Annotated in this window: 22 protein-coding genes; 14 read left to right on the forward strand and 8 right to left on the reverse strand. The window is 75.5% G+C overall.

Features of this window, described 5'->3' with window-relative positions; translation table 11 throughout:
* Positions 1-82 precede the first annotated feature (82 nt).
* The 8 genes from moaC to CK505_RS10550 all read left to right on the forward strand — a co-directional run bounded on the left by moaC (position 83) and on the right by CK505_RS10550 (position 6,551).
* The gene (gene moaC, locus CK505_RS10515; protein WP_017832123.1) at positions 83-580 is read left to right on the forward strand and encodes a cyclic pyranopterin monophosphate synthase MoaC; all 498 of its coding nucleotides are present in this window, start codon (positions 83-85) and stop codon (positions 578-580) included.
* Positions 577-1,116, forward strand: a complete 540-nt coding sequence (locus CK505_RS10520) for a MogA/MoaB family molybdenum cofactor biosynthesis protein (RefSeq protein WP_035925874.1) — start codon at positions 577-579, stop codon at positions 1,114-1,116. Before moaC ends, CK505_RS10520 begins: the two co-directional genes overlap by 4 nt.
* Positions 1,113-1,565, forward strand: coding sequence for a molybdenum cofactor biosynthesis protein MoaE (locus CK505_RS10525; RefSeq protein ID WP_035925876.1), 453 nt, complete (start codon positions 1,113-1,115; stop codon positions 1,563-1,565). The genes CK505_RS10520 and CK505_RS10525 overlap by 4 nt, the downstream gene beginning before the upstream one ends.
* Positions 1,566-1,570: 5 nt before the next feature.
* Positions 1,571-2,743, forward strand: coding sequence for a molybdopterin-synthase adenylyltransferase MoeB (gene moeB / locus CK505_RS10530; protein ID WP_095651030.1), 1,173 nt, complete (start codon positions 1,571-1,573; stop codon positions 2,741-2,743).
* Between the two features lie 119 nt (positions 2,744-2,862).
* Positions 2,863-3,924, forward strand: a complete 1,062-nt coding sequence (locus tag CK505_RS10535; RefSeq protein ID WP_095651031.1) for an acyl-CoA dehydrogenase family protein — start codon at positions 2,863-2,865, stop codon at positions 3,922-3,924.
* Positions 3,921-5,279: a PIG-L family deacetylase gene (locus tag CK505_RS10540; RefSeq protein WP_255250933.1), complete on the forward strand. Its 1,359-nt coding sequence runs from the start codon at positions 3,921-3,923 to the stop codon at positions 5,277-5,279. Before CK505_RS10535 ends, CK505_RS10540 begins: the two co-directional genes overlap by 4 nt.
* Positions 5,273-5,986 carry a glycosyltransferase gene (locus CK505_RS10545; RefSeq protein WP_095651033.1) on the forward strand — a complete coding sequence of 238 codons (714 nt, stop codon included), beginning with the start codon at positions 5,273-5,275 and terminating at the stop codon, positions 5,984-5,986. Before CK505_RS10540 ends, CK505_RS10545 begins: the two co-directional genes overlap by 7 nt.
* Before the next feature lie 106 nt (positions 5,987-6,092).
* Positions 6,093-6,551, forward strand: a complete 459-nt coding sequence (locus CK505_RS10550; protein WP_017832116.1) for an SRPBCC family protein — start codon at positions 6,093-6,095, stop codon at positions 6,549-6,551.
* A gap of 68 nt (positions 6,552-6,619) precedes the next feature.
* Here the strand turns inward: CK505_RS10550 and CK505_RS10555 are convergent, their stop codons facing one another.
* Complete coding sequence (locus tag CK505_RS10555) at positions 6,620-7,039, reverse strand: VOC family protein (protein WP_035925887.1); 420 nt, start codon at positions 7,037-7,039, stop codon at positions 6,620-6,622.
* Between the two features lie 173 nt (positions 7,040-7,212).
* Here CK505_RS10555 and CK505_RS10560 point away from each other — a divergent pair, with 173 nt between their 5' ends.
* A complete protein-coding gene (locus CK505_RS10560; RefSeq protein ID WP_017832114.1) occupies positions 7,213-8,142 on the forward strand; it encodes an NADP-dependent oxidoreductase in 930 nt (309 codons plus the stop codon).
* 24 nt (positions 8,143-8,166) lie between these two features.
* Here the strand turns inward: CK505_RS10560 and CK505_RS10565 are convergent, their stop codons facing one another.
* Positions 8,167-8,838 carry a hypothetical protein gene (locus CK505_RS10565; protein ID WP_241482847.1) on the reverse strand — a complete coding sequence of 224 codons (672 nt, stop codon included), beginning with the start codon at positions 8,836-8,838 and terminating at the stop codon, positions 8,167-8,169.
* 173 nt (positions 8,839-9,011) lie between these two features.
* Here CK505_RS10565 and CK505_RS10570 point away from each other — a divergent pair, with 173 nt between their 5' ends.
* Positions 9,012-9,821: an SDR family oxidoreductase gene (locus CK505_RS10570; protein WP_095651034.1), complete on the forward strand. Its 810-nt coding sequence runs from the start codon at positions 9,012-9,014 to the stop codon at positions 9,819-9,821.
* Between the two features lie 66 nt (positions 9,822-9,887).
* On the opposite strand, the gene CK505_RS10575 is transcribed toward CK505_RS10570, so the two are convergent.
* Positions 9,888-10,622: a GAF and ANTAR domain-containing protein gene (locus CK505_RS10575; protein ID WP_017832111.1), complete on the reverse strand. Its 735-nt coding sequence runs from the start codon at positions 10,620-10,622 to the stop codon at positions 9,888-9,890.
* Positions 10,623-10,847: 225 nt separating this feature from the next.
* On the opposite strand from CK505_RS10575, the gene CK505_RS10580 reads away from it, so the two are divergent.
* Both CK505_RS10580 and CK505_RS10585 read left to right on the forward strand, forming a co-directional pair.
* Entirely contained in the window at positions 10,848-12,131 is a 1,284-nt protein-coding gene (locus CK505_RS10580; RefSeq protein WP_095651035.1) for a glycosyltransferase 87 family protein, read from the forward strand.
* Positions 12,124-13,338 carry an MFS transporter gene (locus CK505_RS10585; protein WP_095651036.1) on the forward strand — a complete coding sequence of 405 codons (1,215 nt, stop codon included), beginning with the start codon at positions 12,124-12,126 and terminating at the stop codon, positions 13,336-13,338. The genes CK505_RS10580 and CK505_RS10585 overlap by 8 nt, the downstream gene beginning before the upstream one ends.
* 25 nt (positions 13,339-13,363) lie before the next feature.
* Here the strand turns inward: CK505_RS10585 and CK505_RS10590 are convergent, their stop codons facing one another.
* The 5 genes from CK505_RS10590 to CK505_RS10610 all read right to left on the reverse strand — a co-directional run bounded on the left by CK505_RS10590 (position 13,364) and on the right by CK505_RS10610 (position 17,170).
* On the reverse strand, positions 13,364-14,116 hold the full coding sequence (locus CK505_RS10590; RefSeq protein WP_017832108.1) for a PIG-L deacetylase family protein: 753 nt from the start codon (positions 14,114-14,116) through the stop codon (positions 13,364-13,366).
* 101 nt (positions 14,117-14,217) lie between these two features.
* Positions 14,218-14,922, reverse strand: coding sequence for a signal peptidase I (locus CK505_RS10595; protein ID WP_095651037.1), 705 nt, complete (start codon positions 14,920-14,922; stop codon positions 14,218-14,220).
* Entirely contained in the window at positions 14,919-15,860 is a 942-nt protein-coding gene (locus tag CK505_RS10600; protein WP_095651038.1) for a hypothetical protein, read from the reverse strand. The genes CK505_RS10595 and CK505_RS10600 overlap by 4 nt, the downstream gene beginning before the upstream one ends.
* A gap of 22 nt (positions 15,861-15,882) precedes the next feature.
* Positions 15,883-16,470: a hypothetical protein gene (locus CK505_RS10605; protein ID WP_095651039.1), complete on the reverse strand. Its 588-nt coding sequence runs from the start codon at positions 16,468-16,470 to the stop codon at positions 15,883-15,885.
* Between the two features lie 109 nt (positions 16,471-16,579).
* A complete protein-coding gene (locus CK505_RS10610; protein ID WP_095651040.1) occupies positions 16,580-17,170 on the reverse strand; it encodes an alternate-type signal peptide domain-containing protein in 591 nt (196 codons plus the stop codon).
* 397 nt (positions 17,171-17,567) lie between these two features.
* On the opposite strand from CK505_RS10610, the gene fdhD reads away from it, so the two are divergent.
* Together fdhD and CK505_RS10620 are read left to right on the forward strand one after the other, a co-directional pair.
* Complete coding sequence (gene fdhD, locus CK505_RS10615; RefSeq protein WP_095651041.1) at positions 17,568-18,425, forward strand: formate dehydrogenase accessory sulfurtransferase FdhD; 858 nt, start codon at positions 17,568-17,570, stop codon at positions 18,423-18,425.
* A gap of 40 nt (positions 18,426-18,465) precedes the next feature.
* Entirely contained in the window at positions 18,466-19,200 is a 735-nt protein-coding gene (locus tag CK505_RS10620) for a glutamine amidotransferase (protein ID WP_017832102.1), read from the forward strand.
* The last annotated feature ends 161 nt before the right edge of the window (positions 19,201-19,361 follow it).

Raw genomic sequence — 19,361 nt, forward strand, 5'->3', positions numbered from 1 at the left:
TGACGCGGCGGTGCGCGGCGCGGGGGTGGGCCAGAATGGGAGGGACGCACCATCCGGGAGAGCCGAAGGGGACCGAACCGACATGACCGAGCAGCAGCAGAGCCTCACGCACGTCCGGGCGGACGGGTCCGCGCACATGGTGGACGTCTCCGACAAGGCCGTGACCACCCGCGAGGCCACCGCGACGGCCACGCTGCGCACCCGCCCCGACGTCGTCGAGCAGGTCTTCGCCGCGGACCTCCCCAAGGGGGACGCCCTGCCGGTGGCCCGGGTGGCCGGCATCATGGCGGCCAAGCGGACCCCGGAGCTCGTCCCGCTGTGCCACCCGCTGCCGATCAGCAAGGTGACCGTGGACTTCGAGCGGCTGGCGGACGGCGTGCGGATCACCGCGACGGTGCGCACGCGCGGGGTGACCGGCGTGGAGATGGAGGCGCTGACCGCGGCCTCGGTGGCCGCCCTGACCCTCTACGACATGATCAAGGCCGTGGACAAGCTGGCCGAGATCGACCGGGTCAGGGTGCTCGCGAAGTCCGGCGGCAAGTCCGGGGACTGGGCGCGGACCGACGGGGACGCCGCATGAGGAGCGCCGCCGTCATCGTCGCCTCCACCCGCGCCGCCGCCGGGGTCTACCAGGACCGGAGCGGGCGGATCGCCGCCGACTGGTTCGGCTCCCACGGCTTCGAGGTCGAAGGTCCGTTCGTGGTGGCCGACGGCGAGGACGTGCGCGCCGAGCTGGAGCGGCTGCTCGTGACCCGGGCCCCCGCGGACCGCCCCCGGGTGGTCGTCACCAGCGGCGGGACCGGCCTCGGCCCGGACGACCTCACCCCCGAGATGACCCGGCCCTTCCTCGACCGCGAGCTGCCCGGCATCATGGAGGCACTGTGGGCGGAGGGCCGGAGGACCACCCCCCTGGCGGTGCTCAGCCGCGGGCACGCCGGGGTCAGCGGCGCCACCTTCGTGGTCAACCTCCCCGGCTCCACCGGCGGGGTCTGGGACGGGCTGAAGGTCCTCGAGCCGATCCTCGACCACGTCTGCGACCAGCTCGAGGGCCACCGCGACCGCGGGCACGACGGCCCCCGCCACGACCCCCGACCGCACGAGGAGACCGACCGATGAGCACACCCGGACCGATCCAGGCGGAGACCGCCGTGGTCGGCGCCTTCGTCACCGAGGAGCCCCTGGACCACGCCCGGGCCGTCGAGGCCGTGCAGGACGAGCGCACCGGCGCCGTGGTCTCCTTCAGCGGTGTCATCCGCGACCACGACGGCGGCCGCCCCGTCACCAGCCTCGACTACACCTGCCACCCCGGCGCGGACCGGGCCGTCCAGGACGTGGCCCGCCGGGTCGCCGAGGAGTTCCCCGGGGTGCGGATCTGGGCCGCCCACCGGGTCGGCCACCTGCGCGTGGGGGACTCCGCCCTGGAGGCCGCGGTGGCCGCCGCCCACCGCAAGCTCGCCTTCGCCGCCTGCGACGCGCTCGTGGACCGGATCAAGACCGAGGTGCCCATCTGGAAGGAGCAGCGGTTCGCGGACGGCTCCACCGAGTGGGTCGGACTGGACGCCTGAGCGCCGTGGACCTCTCCCCGCTCGTCGAGCCAGCCGCGGAGCTCACCGACGCCGAGCTGCGCCGCTACGCCCGCCACCTGACCGTCCCCGAGATCGGCGAGGAGGGCCAGCGGCGGCTCAAGAACGCCCGGGTGCTGTGCGTGGGCGCGGGCGGCCTCGGCTCCCCGGCCCTGCTCTACCTCGCCGCCGCGGGCGTCGGGACCCTCGGTGTCGTCGACGACGACGACGTGGACGCCTCCAACCTGCAGCGCCAGGTGATCCACGGCGAGGGGACCCTCGGGGCGCCCAAGACCGCCTCGGCCGCCGCGCGGATCGCCGACCTCAACCCGCTGGTGCGCGTCGTGGAGCACCGCGAGCGGCTCACCGCGGAGAGTGCGGAGGAGGTCCTCGCCGGGTACGACCTCGTCCTGGACGGCACGGACAACTTCGAGACCCGCTACCTCGTCTCCGACGCGTGCGAGCTGGCCGGTGTCCCGCACGTGTGGGGCTCGATCCTGCGCTTCGACGGCCAGTACTCGGTGTTCTGGGGCGCGCACGGGCCCACCTACCGCGACCTCTACCCCGTGCCCCCGGCGCCGGGCACGGTGCCCAGCTGCGCCGAGGCCGGGGTGCTCGGCGTGCTGCCGGGGCTGCTGGGCACCGCCATGGCGGTCGAGGCCGTCAAGCTGGTCACCGGGATCGGCACCACGATGCTCGGCCGGGTCGCCACCTACGACGCCCTCTCGGCGCGCTGGTGGGAGATCCCGCTGGTGCCCACGCCGGGCCGCGCGCCCGTGACCACCCTGGCGTCGGCCGGCGACAGCGCCCCCGCCCGCCCGGCGCCCGGCCCGCAGCCGGGAGGCGTCCCCACCGTGACGGCCCCCGAGCTCGCGGAGCTGCTGGCGGCCCGGGAGCGCGGCGCCGCGGACTTCGAGCTCGTCGACGTCCGGGAGCCCTACGAGGCCCGGCTCGCGGCGATCCCCGGGGCACGGCTGCTCCCGCTGGACCAGTTCGAGTCCGGGGAGGCCCTCGCCCGGATCGCCCCGGGCCGCCGGGTGCTGCTGCACTGCAAGGCCGGGGCGCGCTCCGAACGGGCCCTGCACCTCCTGCGCGCCGCGGGCCGCACCGACGTCGCGCACCTCGAGGGCGGGGTGCTGGCGTGGATCGAGCAGGTGGACCCGTCCCAGCAGGCCTACTGACCCGGTCCGCCGAGGCCCGCTCGCGGGTCCTCGCCGGAGCGCTGCGGAGGGGGCGCGAGCGGGCCCGGCGGGCAGGACGTAGGCTGATCGTCTCCCTGCCGCCGACCGATGGACACCGCATGCCCCCGCCGCACCCCCGACCCGCCGCCGGCCCCGGACGCGCCGAGGAGGCCGCGGCGGCCCTGCGCGCCGGCACCCCGGGCGCCCTGGACCAGGCCCTGGGCGTGGCCCGGGCGCTCGGCGAGGAGCTCCCCCTGCCCGGCGCCGGCCGCACCGGACAGCTGTGGCGGCGGCTCGCCGAGCTCGCCCGGCTCGACCTGTCCCTCGCCCGCGTGGTCGAGCCGCACCTGGACGCCCTCGCGATCCTGCACCAGGCGGGACTCGAGGAGCTCGCCGGCCCGCCCGCCGCCTGGGGCGTCTGGGCCGCCGAGGCCCCCGGTCACGAGCTCGTGGCCCGCCACGGGGCCGGCGGGTGGGAGCTCACGGGCACCAAGGCGTGGTGCTCGCTCGCCGCGCACCTCGACCGGGCCGTGGTCACCGCGAGCACCGGCGGAGGCCGCCGCCGGGCCTTCGCCGTGGACCTCGCCCACCCCGGGGTCGTCCCCGGGAGCACCGAGGACTGGCGGCCGGCCGGGCTGCGGGACGTGCCGACCGGCGCCGTGCGGTGCACGGCGGTGCCGGCCGTGCCGGTCGGCGAGGACGGGTGGTACCTGGAGCGCCCCGGCTTCGCCTGGGGCGGGATCGGCGTGGCCGCGTGCTGGTACGGCGGCGCGGCCGGGGTGGCCGACGTCCTGTGGGGAGACGCCGTGCGGCGCCGGGCCCCGGACGTGCGGCCGCTGGACCAGGTGGGCCACGCGGCGCTCGGCGTCGTCGACACCCTCCTGCACTCCGCCCGCACGGCCCTGCGCTCGGCGGCGGAGCAGGTCGACGCCGGCCGGGCCGGCGGGGAGCGCGGCGCGGTCCTGGCCCTGCGCACCCGCCGCGTCGTCGCCCGGACGGCGGAGGCCGTGACCGCGGAGGTCTCGGCCGCCACCGGGCCGGGCCCGCTCACCGGCGCGCCCGAGCACGTCCGCCGGGTGAGCGCCCTGCAGGTGTACGTCCGGCAGGAGCACGCGCAGCGGGACGCCGCGGCACTGGGCCGGGCCCTGCTCGAGGGCGCGGCGGGGGACCGCCCGTGGTGACGTTCGACCACCGGGACCCCGGCACCCCCGAGGCGGTGTGGGCGCGGGCGCCGCGCCTGCACGCCGCGCGCCCGCTCGAGCTCGACGGGATCGACCGCCTCGTGGTCCTCGCCGCCCACCCGGACGACGAGAGCCTCGGCGCGGGCGGCCTGATCTCCCTCGCGGCCCGGGCAGGCGCCCGGGTGCGGGTGGTCGTGGCGACCCTGGGCGAGCAGTCGCACCCGCGCTCGCCGACCCGGACCCCCGCCGACCTCGCCCGGGTGCGCCGGACCGAGGCCTCCGCCGCCACGGACCGGCTCGCCGACGGCGTGGTCCCCGAGCTCCTGGGGCTGCCCGACGGGGCCCTGGCGTCGGCGGGGGAGGCGCTGCGCGCCCCCGTGGCCGAGGCCGCGGCGTGGGCCGCCGCGGGGCGGCGCGGCGTGCTCGCCGCCCCGTGGAGCGACGACGGGCACGTCGACCACGAGGTGCTGGGCCGAGCCGCCCGGGCGGCCGCCTCCGTCCACGGCGTCGAGTGCCTCGAGTACCCCGTCTGGCTGTGGCACTGGGGCGGGCCCGAGGACCTGCCCCCGCACGGGATCCGGGTCCTCGCCCTGGACGCCCCCGCGTGCGCGGCCAAGGAGCAGGCCCTGGCCGCGCACGCCTCGCAGGTCCTGCCGCTGTCCCCGGCCCCGGGCGACGAGGCCCTCCTGGGCCCCCACGTGCTGGCCCGGTTCCGCCGCCCGGCCGAGCACTTCTTCGTGCTCCCGCCCGCAGGGCAGGCCCCGGACGCCGCCGCCGTGTTCGACGACGTCCACCGCGGCGCCGAGGACCCCTGGGACGTCGACTCATCCTGGTACGAGCGGCGCAAGCGCGCCGTGACCCTCGCCGCGCTGCCGCGCCCCCGGTACCGCCGGGTCCTGGAGGCGGGGTGCTCCCTCGGCGCCCTCACCGCCGAGCTCGCGGACCGGGCGGAGTCCGTGCTGGCCGTGGACGCGAGCGGGGTGGCGGTCGAGCGCGCCCGGCAGCGGCTGGCGGAGCTCCCCGGCGTGCAGGTGGAGCAGCGCAGGCTGCCCGGGCAGTGGCCGCCCGGGCGGTTCGACCTCGTGGTGGTCTCCGAGACCGGCTACTTCCTCGACGCCGCGCAGCTGGGCGGGCTCCTCGACCGCGTGGCCGGGTCCCTCGAGCCGGACGGCCACCTCCTGCTGTGTCACTGGCGCCACCCGATCGAGGGCTGGCCCCTCGACGGGGCCGACGTGCACGCCGCCGTGCACGCGGACGCCCGCTTCGGGCCCCTGCTGCGCCACACGGAGCGCGACTTCCTGCTGGAGGTCTTCGAGCCCGTGGGGCCGCAGACCGCCGGCGCGGGCACGTGCTGACCGGGGTGGAGCGGGTGGTCGTGGTGGTGCCGGTCCGGAACGAGGAGCGGCTGCTCGGCCGGTGCCTGGCCACGGTGCAGCACGCCGCCGCCCGGGTGCGGGCGGCCCGGCCCCCGGTGCGGGTGGACGTCGTCGTGGCCCTGGACCGCTGCACCGACGGCAGCGCCCGGATCGCCGCGGCGGCGGGGGCGGACGTCGTCGCCGGGTCCTGGGGCACCGCGGGGGCGGCCCGGGCCGCCGCGGTGGCCGCCGCGGGAGCCGCCGGGGCGCGCACCTGGATCGTGTCGACCGACGCCGACAGCGCGGTGCCCGCGCACTGGCTCACCGGCCACCTGGACGCGGCCGGGCGCGGGGCGGAGCTGCTCCTGGGCACCGTGGAGCCCGACCCCGGGGACCTGGCCGCGGGTCTCCTGGCGCGCTGGCACGCCCGGCACCGGCTGGAGGAGGGGCACCCCCACGTGCACGCGGCGAACCTGGGCGTGCGCGCCGACGTGTACGCCGCGTGCGGGGGCTTCCCGGCCCTGCCGCACGGCGAGGACGTCGGGCTGGCGGAGGCGGCGCGGGCGCGCGGGCACCGGGTGCTCGCCACGGACCGGGTGCGGGTGCTGACCTCGGGCCGGAGCACCGGCCGGGTCGACCGGGGATTCGCCGGCTATCTGCGGGCGCTGGCGGGGGAGCCGCAGGGCCTCGGCGCGGGGCAGGGCTGAGCGCACGGGCCGGACCCGGCTACGCGGGGAGCGGACAGCCCTGGCCAGGGACCGGCCCCGTCTGCCTACGGTGGGGCCGTACCGTTGCCGACGAGAGGAACCACCCGTGTCCGAGAACAGCCTGTCCGCCAGCCGCGTCATCGACGCCCCCGCCGACGCCATCTTCGACGTCCTCAGCCTGCCCTCGCGCCACCGGCAGATCGACGGCTCCGGCACGGTCGTCTCCGGCGACGACCAGCGCATCCAGAAGGTCGGCCAGGTGTTCGTGATGAACATGAACGGCGAGCACATGGGCGGCGACTACGTCATGGAGAACACCGTCTCCGGCTACGACGAGAACAAGCTCCTCGCCTGGAAGCCCAAGCCGCAGGGCGCCGAGCTGGAGGGCTGGGAGTGGATCTGGGAGCTCGAGCCCCAGGGCCCCGGCGCCACGCTGGTCACCGAGACCTACTCGTGGGAGCACGCGACCCCGGAGGCCAAGAAGGCCGTGTCCTTCCCGCTCTTCGAGGAGGGCGCCCTGGAGCACTCCCTCGAGCGGCTCGCGGCGGCCGTCTCCGAGAAGTGAGCACCTGAGCCGCCGAGGCGGGACGGAGCCCGGTCACCCGTGGTGACCGGGCTCCGCCGTGCCCGCGGTCACCGCCGGCGGGCGGCGCGGACGGAGGCCGCCGCGGGATCGACCCACAGGATCTCCCACTGGTGGCCGTCGGGGTCCCGGAAGCAGCGCGAGCGCAGGAAGCCGTAGTCCTGGGCGTCGCCCTCCGTCCCGCCGGCGCGGACGGCGCGGTCGACGATGACGTCGATCTCGTCCGGGGAGTCGACGCTGAGCGCGTTGACCACGGAGGCGTCGGCCGGGGTGCCGGGGGTCCCGGGCCCCACCAGGCGCAGGTGGCGGTCCTCGCTCAGGACCATGACGTGCTCGTCCTCGCGGATCTCGACGGTCCCGGCGCCGGTGCCCTCGAACGCGGGGTGCAGCCGCCAGCCGAGACAGGAGTAGAACCGTTTCGATCGCTCCAGGTCCGAGACGGGAAGGGTGATGAAGTCTGTCGGTGCCATGGTGCTCCCCTTCGTGGTGCGGCGGGACCCGCCCTCAGCATGGCCCCGGACCGGCGGGGCCGCAACGGTGTGACGGGATCCTCGCCCGCATGTCAGGACGGCATCGGAACGGCATCGGAACGGCATCGGTGCGGAGCCGGAATGGGTGCGGGCGCCCCGGGGTTGGAACGGGCATGCGAGTCATCGGAGTCGAGACGTTCGGAGGGCCCGAGGTCCTCGCCGTCCACGAGGTGCCGGACCCCCACCCCGGCCCCGGAGAGGTGCGGATCCGGGTCAGGGCGGCCGCCGTCAGCCCCACGGACACCCTGCTGCGCGCGGGCGGTCAGCCCGTGGAGCACCTGCGGCCGCCGTACGTGCCGGGGATGGACGCGGCCGGGGTCGTCGACGAGGTGGGGGAGGGCAGCGCCTGGCGGGTGGGGGACGCGGTCATGGCCATCGCCCTGCCGCGCGGGGAGCACGGGGGCGCCTACGCGGAGCTCCTGGTCGCCCCCGACGACTCGATCGCCCGCCTCCCGGCGGACACGGACTTCGCCACGGCCGCCACGCTGCCCATGAACGGGCTCACGGCCCTGCAGGTCCTCGAGGTGCTGGACCTCCAGCCCGAGCAGACCCTGGCCGTCACCGGGGCCGCCGGGACCCTCGGCAACTACGTGGTGGAGCTCGCCAAGCACGAGGGCCTCACCGTGATCGCGGACGCCGCGGAGCAGGATCTGGAGCTCGTCGACAGTCTCGGCGCCGACCACGTGGTGGCGCGCGGGGACGACGTCGCCGAGCGGATCCGGGAGTTCTTCCCCGACGGGGTCGACGCCCTCGTGGACGCCGCCGTGCTGAGCGAGAAGGCGGCCCCTGCCGTCCGGGACGGCGGAGGGTTCGCGACCGTGCGGCACTGGACGGGGGACCCGGGCCGGGGGATCACCGTGCACCGGATCAGCGTGCCCCAGGAGTACCACTCGGGCGCGAAGCTGGACCGGCTGCGCCGGTACGTGGAGGAGGGGGTGCTCTCCCTGCGCGTGGCCGCCGTCCTGCCCGCCGCGGACGCCGCCGAGGCGCACCGCCGGCTCGAGGCCGGGGGCGTGCGGGGGCGGCTCGTCCTCGAGTTCTGACCCGCCCCGGTCCCGGAAGCGGTCCTAGAAGTGCGAGCGGTACTGGTGGTCGATGCCGGCCTGGTCCACCTTCCGGTGGAAGCGCATCCCGGCCAGGCCGCCGAGGACCGCCGCGAGCAGCGGGATCAGGACGGCGACCACCAGGGCGATGATGCCGCCCGTGGTCAGGGCGCCCTCGCCGATGGGGATGCGGGGGAAGCTGTTGAGCTCGCGCAGCACGTTGAACTGCTCGCCCGCCACCGCGCCCAGGACCGCCAGGACGATCGCGATGAGGACCGCCCACACCCACACGGCCACCCCCTGCTTCGCGCCGTCGAACCGGGCCATCCGCCCGGCCACGTAGCCCCCGGCGAAGTAGGCGACGAAGAGGACCAGGGCCAGGGCGATGCCGCTGACGAGGCCCACGGTGCCGGCGTCCTGCGCCACCTGCTCCGCGATCTCGCCCGGGTCCGAGCTGGTCGCCACCCCCACGCCCGCGCCGATCGCACCGAGCAGGGCGGTGAGCAGCACGGCGATGCCCGTGGCGGTCATCCAGCCGAAGAACGCGGAGCCGAACTTCACGCCCCCGAACTCCCGCTTCTCCGCGGCGACCACCTCCTGCCGCCGCCCCCGCGGGGTGGAGGCGCCCGGCCGGTCCTTTCCGCGCTCCCGGGGATCCTCCGGGACGGTCGATCCTGACGGGTCCTGGTGTGCCATGACGCTCTCCTCGTCTCCGACCATCAGCTTGCTCAAGAGCTTCCTCTCCTCGGTCGCGGTCCGCAACGGCTCCGGCCGGGGGGTGTGCGCCGCGTCACCGCCGGGAATAGGCTGGTGCCCCCGGGCCGTCCCGCACGGCGGTCCGCGCTCTGCACGGAGGGAAGGCGACGACCATGGAGCACGCTCCCGACTTCGAGCCCCGCACGGCCGTGGTGACCGGCTCCGACTCCGGCATCGGGCGTGCGACCGCCGTGGCGCTCGCGGCGGCCGGCATGGACGTGGGGATCACCTGGCACCGGGACGAGGAGGGTGCCGAGCGGACGGCGGAGGAGGTCCGGTCCTACGACCGCCGGGCCGTGGTGGCGCGGCTGGACACCACGGAGCTGGAGCGCTGCGGCGCCGTCGTCGACGGCCTCGTAGAGGGCCTGGGCGGCCTGGACGTGTTCGTGCACAACTCGGGCACGGGGGCGAACGTCCCGTTCCTGGAGACGTCCCTGGGCACGTGGCGCAAGGTGCTCGCCACCGATCTCGACGGCGCGTTCGTGTGCCTCCAGGCGGCGGCGCGGCATCTGGTGGCCGCCGGGCGGGGCGGGCGGCTGATCGCCGTCACGAGCGTCCACGAGCACGTGCCCCGGGTCGGCTCGAGCGCCTACGACGCCGCCAAGCACGGCCTCGGAGGACTCGTGAAGACCATCGCGCTCGAGCTGGGGGAGCACGGGATCACCGCGAACTCGGTGGCCCCGGGGGAGATCGCCACCCCCATGACGGGGCAGGAGGACGAGAACCCGAGGGCCGCCCACCGTCCCGGCGTGCCGCTGGGCCGGCCCGGGGACGCCCGCGAGGGCGCCGCGGTCATCGCGTTCCTCGCGTCCCCGGCCTCCGCCTACGTCACCGGGGCGTCCTGGGTCGTCGACGGCGGCATGGTGCAGATGGGACCGCAGGCGGGCTCGCACCTGACGAGCGACGAGTGGCGGAAGGGGTAGCCGCTCCCGCACGCACGCGGCCCCGGTCCCTCCGCGGGAGCGGAGCAGTGCCCGCCGGAGGGGCCCTCAGCGGTCGAAGTGGGTGGTGGCCGGGCCCTGTCCGACGGTGGCGACCAGCTCCGCGGCCAGGTCGCGCAGCTTGACGTTGCGGTGGCTGGAGGCGGACCGGAGGATGTCGAAGGCCTGCTCCTGGGTGCAGCGGTTCTGGCCCATGACGATGCCCACGGCGAGATCGATGGTGGTGCGCGAGGCCATGGCCGCCTTCAGGTCCGCCTCGGCGTCCCGGTGCTTCTCCATCCGCACGGCCAGGCGCAGCGCGCTGGAGGCGGAGGCCACCTCGCGCTGGATGACCTCGATGGTCGCCCGGTCGAACTTGTGCGGACGGTCGGCGTAGACGTCCAGGGCCGCCGAGGCCTCGCCGGCGAGGTCCAGGGGCACCCCCAGGGCGGAGAGGATGCCGTGGGCGGCGGCGGCCCGGCCGTACTCGGGCCACCGGGGATCGGAACGGGTGTCCGGGACGTGGACCAGCCGGTTCTCGCGGGACGCCGTGAGGCACGGCCCGTCACCGTAGTGGTACTGGATCTCGTCCAGGGCCTCGGCCGCGGGGCTCGAGGAGGCCACGGTGGAGGACCGCTTCGGCCGGAGCAGGGTGACCGCGCACCACACCTCGTCCCCGTCGGTGGACAGGGCCTGGGCGATGCGGCCCGAGAGGGCGTCGAGGAAGGACGCGATGTCCTCGCTCTCGAGCAGCAGCTCGTGCGGGGACGCCCCCGCCGGGCCGCCCGTCTGGTGCTCCGTCATGGTTCTCCTCCGGTGCTCGCGGCAGGCACGCGGTCCCGGTGCCCGGGGTCCGTGCCGTCGCGGTGTCTCCGACGTGTCAGGGTCCATCATGCCGTGTTCCCGGGCGGTCGGTCCCGGCCCCGGGCCGACCGGGACGGGAGACGGGGCCGGGCGGGCTTAGAGTGGGGGCCGCAACCTCCGCCTGCGTCCGCTCCGGCACGCACCGACCCGAGAACTGAGGCCCTGGTGAGCGTTCCGTCCGCCGCAGTCGCGTCCCGCACCGGACGTTCGACGGCGCTGACCGGCCTGGTGTGGCTGCTGCTGGCGGGCGTGCTGGTGCGGTCCGTGTGGCTGGTCCTCGACAGCAGCATCGACCTGGACGTCTACCGGCTCGGCGGGATGGCCGTGGTGGACCGGCACGGCTTCGACGACGAGCTCTACGGCCCCGGGCTCAGCCCGGACGGCGACGGCGGGCTGCCGTTCACCTACCCCCCGTTCGCGGCGCTGCTGTTCGTGCCGCTCGCCTTCCTCCCCGAACGGCTCACCGAGCTCGCCCTGGGTCTCGCCTCGATGGGCGTCGCCGCGGTCCTCTCGGCCGTGCTCCTGCGCCGGGCGGCCGCCCGCGGCCGGCCGCTGCCCCTGCAGGCCCTGCTGGGCCCCGCCACCGCCGTGGCCGCCGGCACCGCCGTGCTGCTGTGGTCGGGGCCGTGGATGCGCAACGTGGGTCTCGGGCAGATCAACGCGCTGCTCATGGCCCTGGTGCTCTACGACCTGCTGCGCACCCGCGACGACACCCTGCTGGGCCGGATCCCGCGCGGGTTCTGGATCGGCCTGGCCGCCGGCATCAAGCTGACCCCCCTCGCGTTCGGGCTGGTGTTCCTCGTGCGCGGACAGCTGCGGCCGATCCTCACGATGGGCCTCACCTTCGCCGCGACCGTGCTGATCGGGTTCCTGGCGCTGCCGCGGGACGCGGTCGTGTTCTGGACCGAGGCCGTGCTCAGCGACGAGCGCGTCGGCGACACCGCGTACGTCGACAACACCTCGCTGCAGGGGGTGCTCCTCCACCTCGGCGTCCCCGGGGAGCCGGAGCCCCTGCTGCGCGGGGTCCTGCTCCTCGCCGCGGTCGTGGGCGTCGCCCTGCTGATCCGGGTCCTCGCCGCCCGGGGGATGATCCTCTCCGTGGTGGCGGTCAACGCCCTCCTCATGCTCTACCTGTCCCCGGTCACCTGGTCCCACCACCACGTGTGGTGGGGGCTCGTGTGCACGGCGCTGTGGGTCGAGGCGTGGCCGGCGTTCCTCCGGGACGGTCCGCGCCGGCTCGCCCTGGTGCTGGGCGGGGTCGCGCTGGTGGGCCTGTACGTCGGGCCGATCCGCTGGGACGCGTGGCTGAGGCCGGTGGGGGTCCCCGGGCCGGCGATCGACGCCGTGGCCGCGCTGCCCTATCTCGCCCTGTTCCTGCTCCTGGGCCTGTGGGTGGTCACCGGGCTGCGGGCCGGGGCCCGGGAGAACCGCGGGGCCGGTCTTGGCTGAGCCCGGCGGCTGGACCGGCTACGACCGCGGCAGCCGGGGCTACCGCCGGGTGCTGCTGGCGCTGCTGTGCGCCGGCGTGGCGACGTTCGCCCAGCTCTACTCCGTGCAGGGCGTGCTGCCCCTCCTGGCCGCGGACCTCGGGATCGACGCCGCGCGGGCCTCCCTGGGCGTCTCCGCCGCGACCTTCGGCCTCGCCGTGGGCGTCCTGCCGTGGTCCGTGGTCTCCGACCGGTGGGGCCGGCTGCGGACCATGGTCATGGCCGTCGTCTCCGCCACGGTCCTGGGGCTCGTCATGCCCCTGGCGCCGAGCTTCGAGGCCGTGGTGGCGCTGCGCTTCGCGGAGGGCATCGCCCTGGGCGGGATCCCCGCCGTGGCCATGGCCTACCTCGCGGAGGAGCTCGACCGCCGGCACGCCGCCGTGGCCGCCGGCACCTACGTGGCGGGCACCAGCCTGGGCGGCCTCGCCGGGCGCATCATCGCCGCACCCGTGGGCGACGCGTTCGGCTGGCGGACCGGCACGATCACCGTGAGCGTGCTCGCCGCGATCGCCGCCGTGGTCTTCGTCCTCATCGCCCCGCGCCAGCGCGGGTTCGTGCGCCAGACCGTCCGGCTCACCGGGCCGGCCGGGCTGCTCGGGCGGCTGGGGGCGAATCTGGCGGACCGCGGTCTGCTGGTGCTCTACCTGCAGGGCTTTCTGCTCATGGGCGGGTTCGTGGCGATCTACAACTACCTGGGCTTCCACCTCGGCGAGGAGCCGTTCGGGGTGTCCCAGACCGTGGTGAGCCTCCTGTTCCTCGCCTACCTCTCGGGCACCTGGTCCTCCGGGACGGCCGGCCGGATCGCGGCGGCCCACGGGCGCCGGGTGGTCCTCGCGAGCAGCGGGACCGTGATGCTCGCCGGGCTGCTGGCCACGCTGGTCCCGTCGATCCCCGTGATCGTCGTGGGGCTGCTGCTGTTCACCGCGGGCTTCTTCGCCGCGCACGCCGTGGCGTCCGGGTGGGTCCCGGTGCGCTCCCGCACCGGCAAGGCGCAGGCCTCGTCCCTCTACACGCTCTTCTACTACGCGGGCTCGTCCGTGCTGGGCACGGCCGGCGGGGTCTTCTACACGGTCACCGGCTGGGCCGGGACCGTCGGTTTCGTGGCGGCCCTCGTGGTCCTCGCCGTGCTGCTGGTGCTCCTGGTCCTCCGGGAGCCCGAGCCGGCCTGAGCGCTCCGCGCCGGCGGAGCCGGGCTCAGTCCTCCGTGCCGCCCCACCGCAGGGGGAGCACCTCGAAGGAGCTCGCGAGCGGCACCCCGAGCCGCTCGCCCACGGCGGCGGCGTTGCCCCGCAGGAAGGCGTCCGGGTCGAAGTCGGTCCAGCCCAGGCCCTCGAGGTAGGCGCCGTGCGCGCGCAGGGACTCCACGCCGGCGTCGAAGGTCTCCGTGACGTCCGCCGCGTGCCGGGAGTCGGGCGAGGCCGCCGCCCATACCGCCAGCACGTCGGGCCACGGCTGCAGGCCCGCCTCGACCTGCTCCGGGAAGACCCACCGGTTGCCGGCGTCCCGCACGGCGTCCAGGGTGGCCCGGCCCGTGGCGATGTGGTCGGCCTGGTTCAGGTTGGTGGCGCCGTCCCAGGTGTCGCGGAAGTTGTTGGTGATGACCACGTCCGGGCGGTGCCGGCGGACCACCTCCGCGATCCGGCGCCGCAGCGCCACCCCGTACTCGAGCACCCCGTCCGGCAGGTGCAGGAACTCCACCTGCTCCACGCCCACGACCCGGCAGGACTCCCGCTGCTCCGCCTCCCGCAGCGGACCGCACTGCTGCGGCTCGAGGCCGTCGATGCCGGCCTCGCCGCTGGTGACGAGGCAGTACACCACGTCCTTGCCCTGTCCGGTCCAGCGGGCCACGGCCGCGGCGGCGCCGAACTCCATGTCGTCCGGGTGCGCCACCACCACCAGGGCGCGCTGCCAGTTCTCGTCGACGTGCGTGAGCGGGGTCTCGGTCATGGTCCCCATCATGGCCCCGCCGCCGGGGACCGGCAACGGCGGCTCGCCCGGCGTCGACGGTCCGGCAGGCCGCCCCGGCCCCCGGGCGAGCGCTGCGCCGCTCAGCGGCCGGCGGCGGCGGGCACCAGCGGCAGCGCCTCCGTCGGGGCCTCCGCCGGGGACGCCTGCTCCCCGGCCGGGAACTGCTCCGCCACGCCGCCGGCGCCGTGGTCCCGCTCCGCGTCCCTGTCCGCGTCCGTGCTCTCGTCCGCGCTCTCGTCCGCGCTCTCGTCCGTGGGCCGGGCGCGGTCCCGGACGGCGCCCACGAGCTGCCACAGCGCGTAGCCGAACAGCGCCGCGGCGACCAGCACGATCCCGCTGCGCTTCTGCTCCGCGTCCAGGAGGGTGGCGGCGTAGCCGGCCCAGGGCACGTGGTACTTCACCAGGCCGCGCAGCTGGGTGGCGGTGACCGGCTCCGCGTCCGGGGCGGCGTTGGCGTCGCCCTGGGTCGTGAAGCTGCGCCGCCCCTCGCCGTCCACCGCGACGCCCACGATCCGGTGGGTCACGAGGGTCGGGTCGTCCGGACGGGGCATGAACGTCACGACGTCCCCGGTGCTCAGTCCCGCGGCGTCGTCCTCGCCCTCGAGCGGGGCGATCACGACCTGGCTGCCGGTCGGGACGGTCGGCTCCATCGAGCCGGAGAGCACCGTCAGGGGCACCCAGCCGAGCGCGAGCGGGAGGACGACGACGGCGAGCAGCAGCGCGGCCACCGCGGCCAGGGCGAGCACGAGCAGCGGGTGGAGGGTCTTGCGGAGCACGGTGGTCATGACGGGAGTCCTTCACAGTTGAGGTTGATGCCCTGCAGACCGACCTTGATCGAGGACGACCGATCACCGGTCGACGGGGTTCCGGCGGAGCCGGGCTGGACCCACACGGTGTAGCTGCCGTTGGCCTGGCTCGTACCCGCCGTGAGGAGATCGCGGCTGAGGCTCACGCCTGTCACGCGGCCGTCGGTGGTCGTGACGGGGGACTGCGGCTCCGGGGTGCCCTGGCGGTGTGCGTACAGCTCCCACGTCGAGACCTGGGCCGGGCCGCCGGTCCAGCTCAGGCGCACGGACTTGGTGTCGCCGGAGACCGGGGCGCACCGCAGCCGCAGCGGTGCCGTCGCGTCCGGGACGTCAATGGTGAACGGCGCCGTCCAGGAGCGGGTCGTCGACCAGGTGCCGGCCCCGAGGGTGCTGGCCTCCACCACGGTGACGACCTGCAGCACCTGCCCGTCGAGCGAACGGAGCGCGTCCTCGGCGACGGCGTCGGTCGAGACGGTCAGGCACAGCCCGGCAGGCCGGTCGTGCTCCAGGGACGCCCGCGTCCCGACGTCGACGCGGGCCGGGGCGGATCCTCCGGGTGCGGTGGCGGTCCACTCGGCCGGCGCCGCGCCGTCGTCGCAGGCCGCGCCGGTGTGGTACGCGAAGCGCATGCCCGCCGGCGCGGCCACGGACCGCCCGGCGGAGTCCACCAGGGAGACCTGCACCGGCCGGTACCGGACGTCGAAGCCGGACGTGCTGGTCAGGGTCGCGGCGCCTCCGGCGCCCTCGACCGCGGTGATCTCGAAGCCGATCCGGCCCGTGGTCATGGTGGGCACCTCGGCGAGGGCGGTGGCGGACCAGCGGGCGTGGGTCCCGCCGTTCGGGGTCGTGAGCACGATGACGGCGAGCAGGACGAGGACGCCGAGCACGTAGGCCGTGGGAGTGCGGTACTGGCTCATGGGAGCTCCTGGGGGAGGGGGGTCAGTGCTGGGTGAGGGCGACCGTGAGCGGGCCCGGCGTGACGGTCGTGCCCTGGGCGGCGGGGTCCGGGGACACCTCGTAGGAGACGGTGACGTCGTAGACCGCGCCGTCGTGGGCCGAGGTCACCGTCCAGGAGGACGGCCCGGGCTGCGGCGGCGCGCCGGAGACCGACACCAGCTCGACGCGGGGGACGACCGCGCCGCCGGCCGGCACGCCGGGATCGACCGTGAGGGTCGCGGCGATGTTCGCGCCCTCGACGTCGAGGACCGCGCGGGTCGTGACGACGACCGTGTCGCCGGGGGCCAGTGCGGACAGGGCGTCCGCCGCTCCGGTGAGGTCGGTGGATCCGCGCCGGAGGGCACCGGTCGTGGGATCGACGTCGGTGCGGTGGAGGGTCGCCCGCGCGGGCTCCAGCGCCACGTCGAGGGCGCCGGTGCTGACGGCCTGCGTCTCGAGCGGTGCCGTGTCGGACCAGCGGGCGGCCGTTCCGAGGCTGTTGCCCAGCAGGGTCAGTGCCAGGAGCGCGGCCGCGGCGGCGGCGAGGGCGCGGCCGGCGGTCGAGGGGCGGGAGCGGGGAGTGCGCGTCATGGGGGCCTCTGGGGGTGAGACGGAGTGAGCCGGGGTGCGAGGGGCAGTGCGCCCCGGTGCGGCGTCGTCGCCGCACCGGGGCACCGTGGGGCCGGTCGGCCCCGGACGGTCACTTCTGGGCGAGGACGAGCTTGGTGCCGTTCAGCGACTTGGCCACCTTCTCGCCGGCGCTGCCGGTGGTCATGTCCGCCTTCCAGGTGAACGTGGCGACGGCCGTCACGGTGTCCCCGTTGTCGTCCTTGGTGACCGGGAACGAGTTCTGGGCCGACTTCTCGTCGCTGGCCAGCGTCACGTCGTAGGACACGTAGCCGGCCTTCTCGAGCGTGTCGATCTCCTGCTGCAGCTGTGCGGGGAGCTGCAGCTCGAGGGACCCCTGCAGGTTGGCGCCCTCCGCGATCACCGTGGTGGAGGCGTGGAGCTGGACGGTGTCGCCGGGGACGATCTTGTAGACGGCCGGGTTGATGTCCTTCCCGGCGCCATCCGTCCAGGACACCGTGGTGTTCTTCATCGAGAGCTCACCGGCCGTGATGCTGTCGGCGGAAGCAATGGCCTGCTCCTCGGACCACTTGGCGAAGGTCCCGCCGCCGGCGGCGAGGAGGCCGACGGCCACGGCGCCGGCCAGGACGGCCTTGCCGGCGCGCCGGTTCCGGCCGGCCTTCGCGGTGGACTCGGACAGGGGGGTCTGCGCTGCAGTGTTCATGGTTCCGCCTTCGAGCGAGAGAGGGGTGAGAGGAGAGGCCGCGCGGGATCGGTGCGCGTGTGGTGCCGGGCATCCGGTGGGGTGTCCGCGGAGGCGGCGTGCACCCGGTCCCCCCGGATCACGGGGGACGGGGTGCCCGCTGCGACGGCCGCGCCTCGGCGCGCCGGCCCGTGGAACCGCAGTGGATCGCCCGGGGGATCCGCCGGCAGCCCTGCCGCCGAATTCCCTTGACACGTCAACTCTAGACAAAAGTCTATGAATAAGAACAGAAGTTGCCTGTCCCCACTTCGCCCGACGTTACTGTTCGGTAATGCGGCTGCTTCGGCCGCCACGGGCCGCGCCCATAGGATGCCGGGGGAGGGCTCCCACCCGGTGGAGCCGGGACCGGAGGACCGCCATGACCCGAGCTTCCCAGCGGCGCCGCGTGCACCGGTACACCGCCGACGGCGGCGGGGCTGGACGCGCGGACACCCTGGCCGGTGAGGAGCCCCTGGAGATCCGGCTTGACGGCAGGCCGTTCACCGTCACGATGCGCACCCCGGGTCACGACTTCGACCTCGTGGCCGGGTTCCTCGTCTCCGAGGGCGTGGTGCGCGCGCCGGCCGAGATCGTGCAGATGGACTACCGCAGCGGCATCGGTCCGGACGGGCAGCGGACCTACAACGTGGTGGAGGTGCGGCTCGCGCCGGGGGTCGCCCTGCCGGACACCTCCATGGAGCGGCACGTCTACACGTCGTCGTCCTGCGGGGTCTGCGGCACGGCGTCCATCGAGGCCGTCACCAAGGTCTCCTCGTTCGACCCCGCCGCGGACCGGACCGGGCTCCCCGTGCCCGCGCTGCTCGCCCTGCCGGACCGGCTGCGCACCGGGCAGAAGCTGTTCGCCACGACCGGCGGCGTCCACGCCGCGGGGCTCTTCCGCTTCCCGGACGGCCCCGACGGCGACGGTGCCGGCGAGCCCGAGCTGCTGTGCGTGCGGGAGGACGTGGGGCGGCACAACGCCGTGGACAAGGTGGTGGGCTGGGCCCTGCGCGAGAACCTCCTGCCCCTGGGCTCCACCGTGCTCCAGGTCTCGGGCCGCGCCTCGTTCGAGCTGGTGCAGAAGGCGTACATGGCCGGCGTCCCGGCGCTCGCGGCCGTCTCGGCGCCCTCGGCCCTCGCCGTGGACCTCGCGGAGCAGACGGGGGTCACCCTGCTCGGCTTCAGCCGCGGCACCTCCTTCAACGCCTACGCGCACCGGGAGCGCCTGGTCCCCTGAGCGGGCGGGGGGAGCCCCCGCCGCTGGCTACGATGGGGTCATGAAGCCCTTCCTGCTGCTCGCCACCCGCGCCGAGGACGACGTCGCGGACGAGGAGTACGAGACCATCTGCCGCTTCAGCGGCCTGCAGGAGAGCCACCTCCACCGGGTCCGGCTGGAGGCGGGGCCCATGCCGCCAATCGACCTCGAGCGCTACTCCGGGGTCGTCATCGGCGGGTCCCCGTTCAACTCCTCCGACCCGCCGCAGCTGAAGTCGGAGGTGCAGCGGCGGGCCGAGTCCGAGATGCGGGACCTGCTCGACGAGGTGGTCGCCCGGGACTTCCCGTTCCTCGGCGCCTGCTACGGCGTCGGCACCCTGGGCACGCACCAGGGCGGGATCGTGGACCGCACCCGCGGCGAGGAGATCGGCGTCATCGAGGTCACCCTGACCGAGGAGGGGCTGCGGGACCCGCTGCTCCGGGAGTTCCCGCCGGCGTTCCACGGGTTCGTGGGGCACAAGGAGGGCACGCGCACCCTGGCGCCCGCAGCCGTCCTGCTCGCGACCGGCGCGGACTGCCCCGTCCAGATGTTCCGGATCAAGCAGAACCTCTACGCGACCCAGTTCCATCCCGAGCTCGACGCCCCCGCCCTGCTCCGCCGGATCGAGGCGTACAAGGAGCACGGGTACTTCCCGCCGGCCGAGGCCGAGGACGTCAAGGACCGGATCCGCACGGGGCCGCCCGTGACCGAGCCCGAGAGGATCCTCGCCGCCTTCGTGGACCGCTACGCCCGCTGACGCGTCGCGGACGGGCCCGTCCCGTCCTCGCCGCACGACGCGGAGCGACTTCTCCGAGATCTGAGAGAGCGCTCTCTTGACGGTGTGAGCCACGGCACATACAGTCGAGGCACAGCAGAGAGAGCGCTCTCTCAAGAGCAGCTCCTCTCCAGCCCTTCACA

Source organism: Kocuria sp. WN036 (assembly GCF_002287015.1).
Taxonomy (GTDB): domain Bacteria; phylum Actinomycetota; class Actinomycetes; order Actinomycetales; family Micrococcaceae; genus Kocuria; species Kocuria rosea.

Excerpts from the sequence above, each read along its gene's own strand:
- moaC (WP_017832123.1), top strand. The coding sequence starts at position 83 with ATGACCGAGCAGCAGCAGAGCCTCACGCACGTCCGGGCGGACGGGTCC.
- CK505_RS10520 (WP_035925874.1), top strand. The coding sequence starts at position 577 with ATGAGGAGCGCCGCCGTCATCGTCGCCTCCACCCGCGCCGCCGCCGGG.
- CK505_RS10525 (WP_035925876.1), top strand. The coding sequence starts at position 1,113 with ATGAGCACACCCGGACCGATCCAGGCGGAGACCGCCGTGGTCGGCGCC.
- CK505_RS10535 (WP_095651031.1), top strand. The coding sequence starts at position 2,863 with ATGCCCCCGCCGCACCCCCGACCCGCCGCCGGCCCCGGACGCGCCGAG.
- CK505_RS10555 (WP_035925887.1), bottom strand. The coding sequence starts at position 7,039 with ATGGCACCGACAGACTTCATCACCCTTCCCGTCTCGGACCTGGAGCGA.
- CK505_RS10560 (WP_017832114.1), top strand. The coding sequence starts at position 7,213 with ATGCGAGTCATCGGAGTCGAGACGTTCGGAGGGCCCGAGGTCCTCGCC.
- CK505_RS10565 (WP_241482847.1), bottom strand. The coding sequence starts at position 8,838 with ATGGCACACCAGGACCCGTCAGGATCGACCGTCCCGGAGGATCCCCGG.
- CK505_RS10570 (WP_095651034.1), top strand. The coding sequence starts at position 9,012 with ATGGAGCACGCTCCCGACTTCGAGCCCCGCACGGCCGTGGTGACCGGC.
- CK505_RS10575 (WP_017832111.1), bottom strand. The coding sequence starts at position 10,622 with ATGACGGAGCACCAGACGGGCGGCCCGGCGGGGGCGTCCCCGCACGAG.
- CK505_RS10590 (WP_017832108.1), bottom strand. The coding sequence starts at position 14,116 with ATGACCGAGACCCCGCTCACGCACGTCGACGAGAACTGGCAGCGCGCC.
- CK505_RS10595 (WP_095651037.1), bottom strand. The coding sequence starts at position 14,922 with ATGACCACCGTGCTCCGCAAGACCCTCCACCCGCTGCTCGTGCTCGCC.
- CK505_RS10600 (WP_095651038.1), bottom strand. The coding sequence starts at position 15,860 with ATGAGCCAGTACCGCACTCCCACGGCCTACGTGCTCGGCGTCCTCGTC.
- CK505_RS10605 (WP_095651039.1), bottom strand. The coding sequence starts at position 16,470 with ATGACGCGCACTCCCCGCTCCCGCCCCTCGACCGCCGGCCGCGCCCTC.
- CK505_RS10610 (WP_095651040.1), bottom strand. The coding sequence starts at position 17,170 with ATGAACACTGCAGCGCAGACCCCCCTGTCCGAGTCCACCGCGAAGGCC.
- fdhD (WP_095651041.1), top strand. The coding sequence starts at position 17,568 with ATGACCCGAGCTTCCCAGCGGCGCCGCGTGCACCGGTACACCGCCGAC.
- CK505_RS10620 (WP_017832102.1), top strand. The coding sequence starts at position 18,466 with ATGAAGCCCTTCCTGCTGCTCGCCACCCGCGCCGAGGACGACGTCGCG.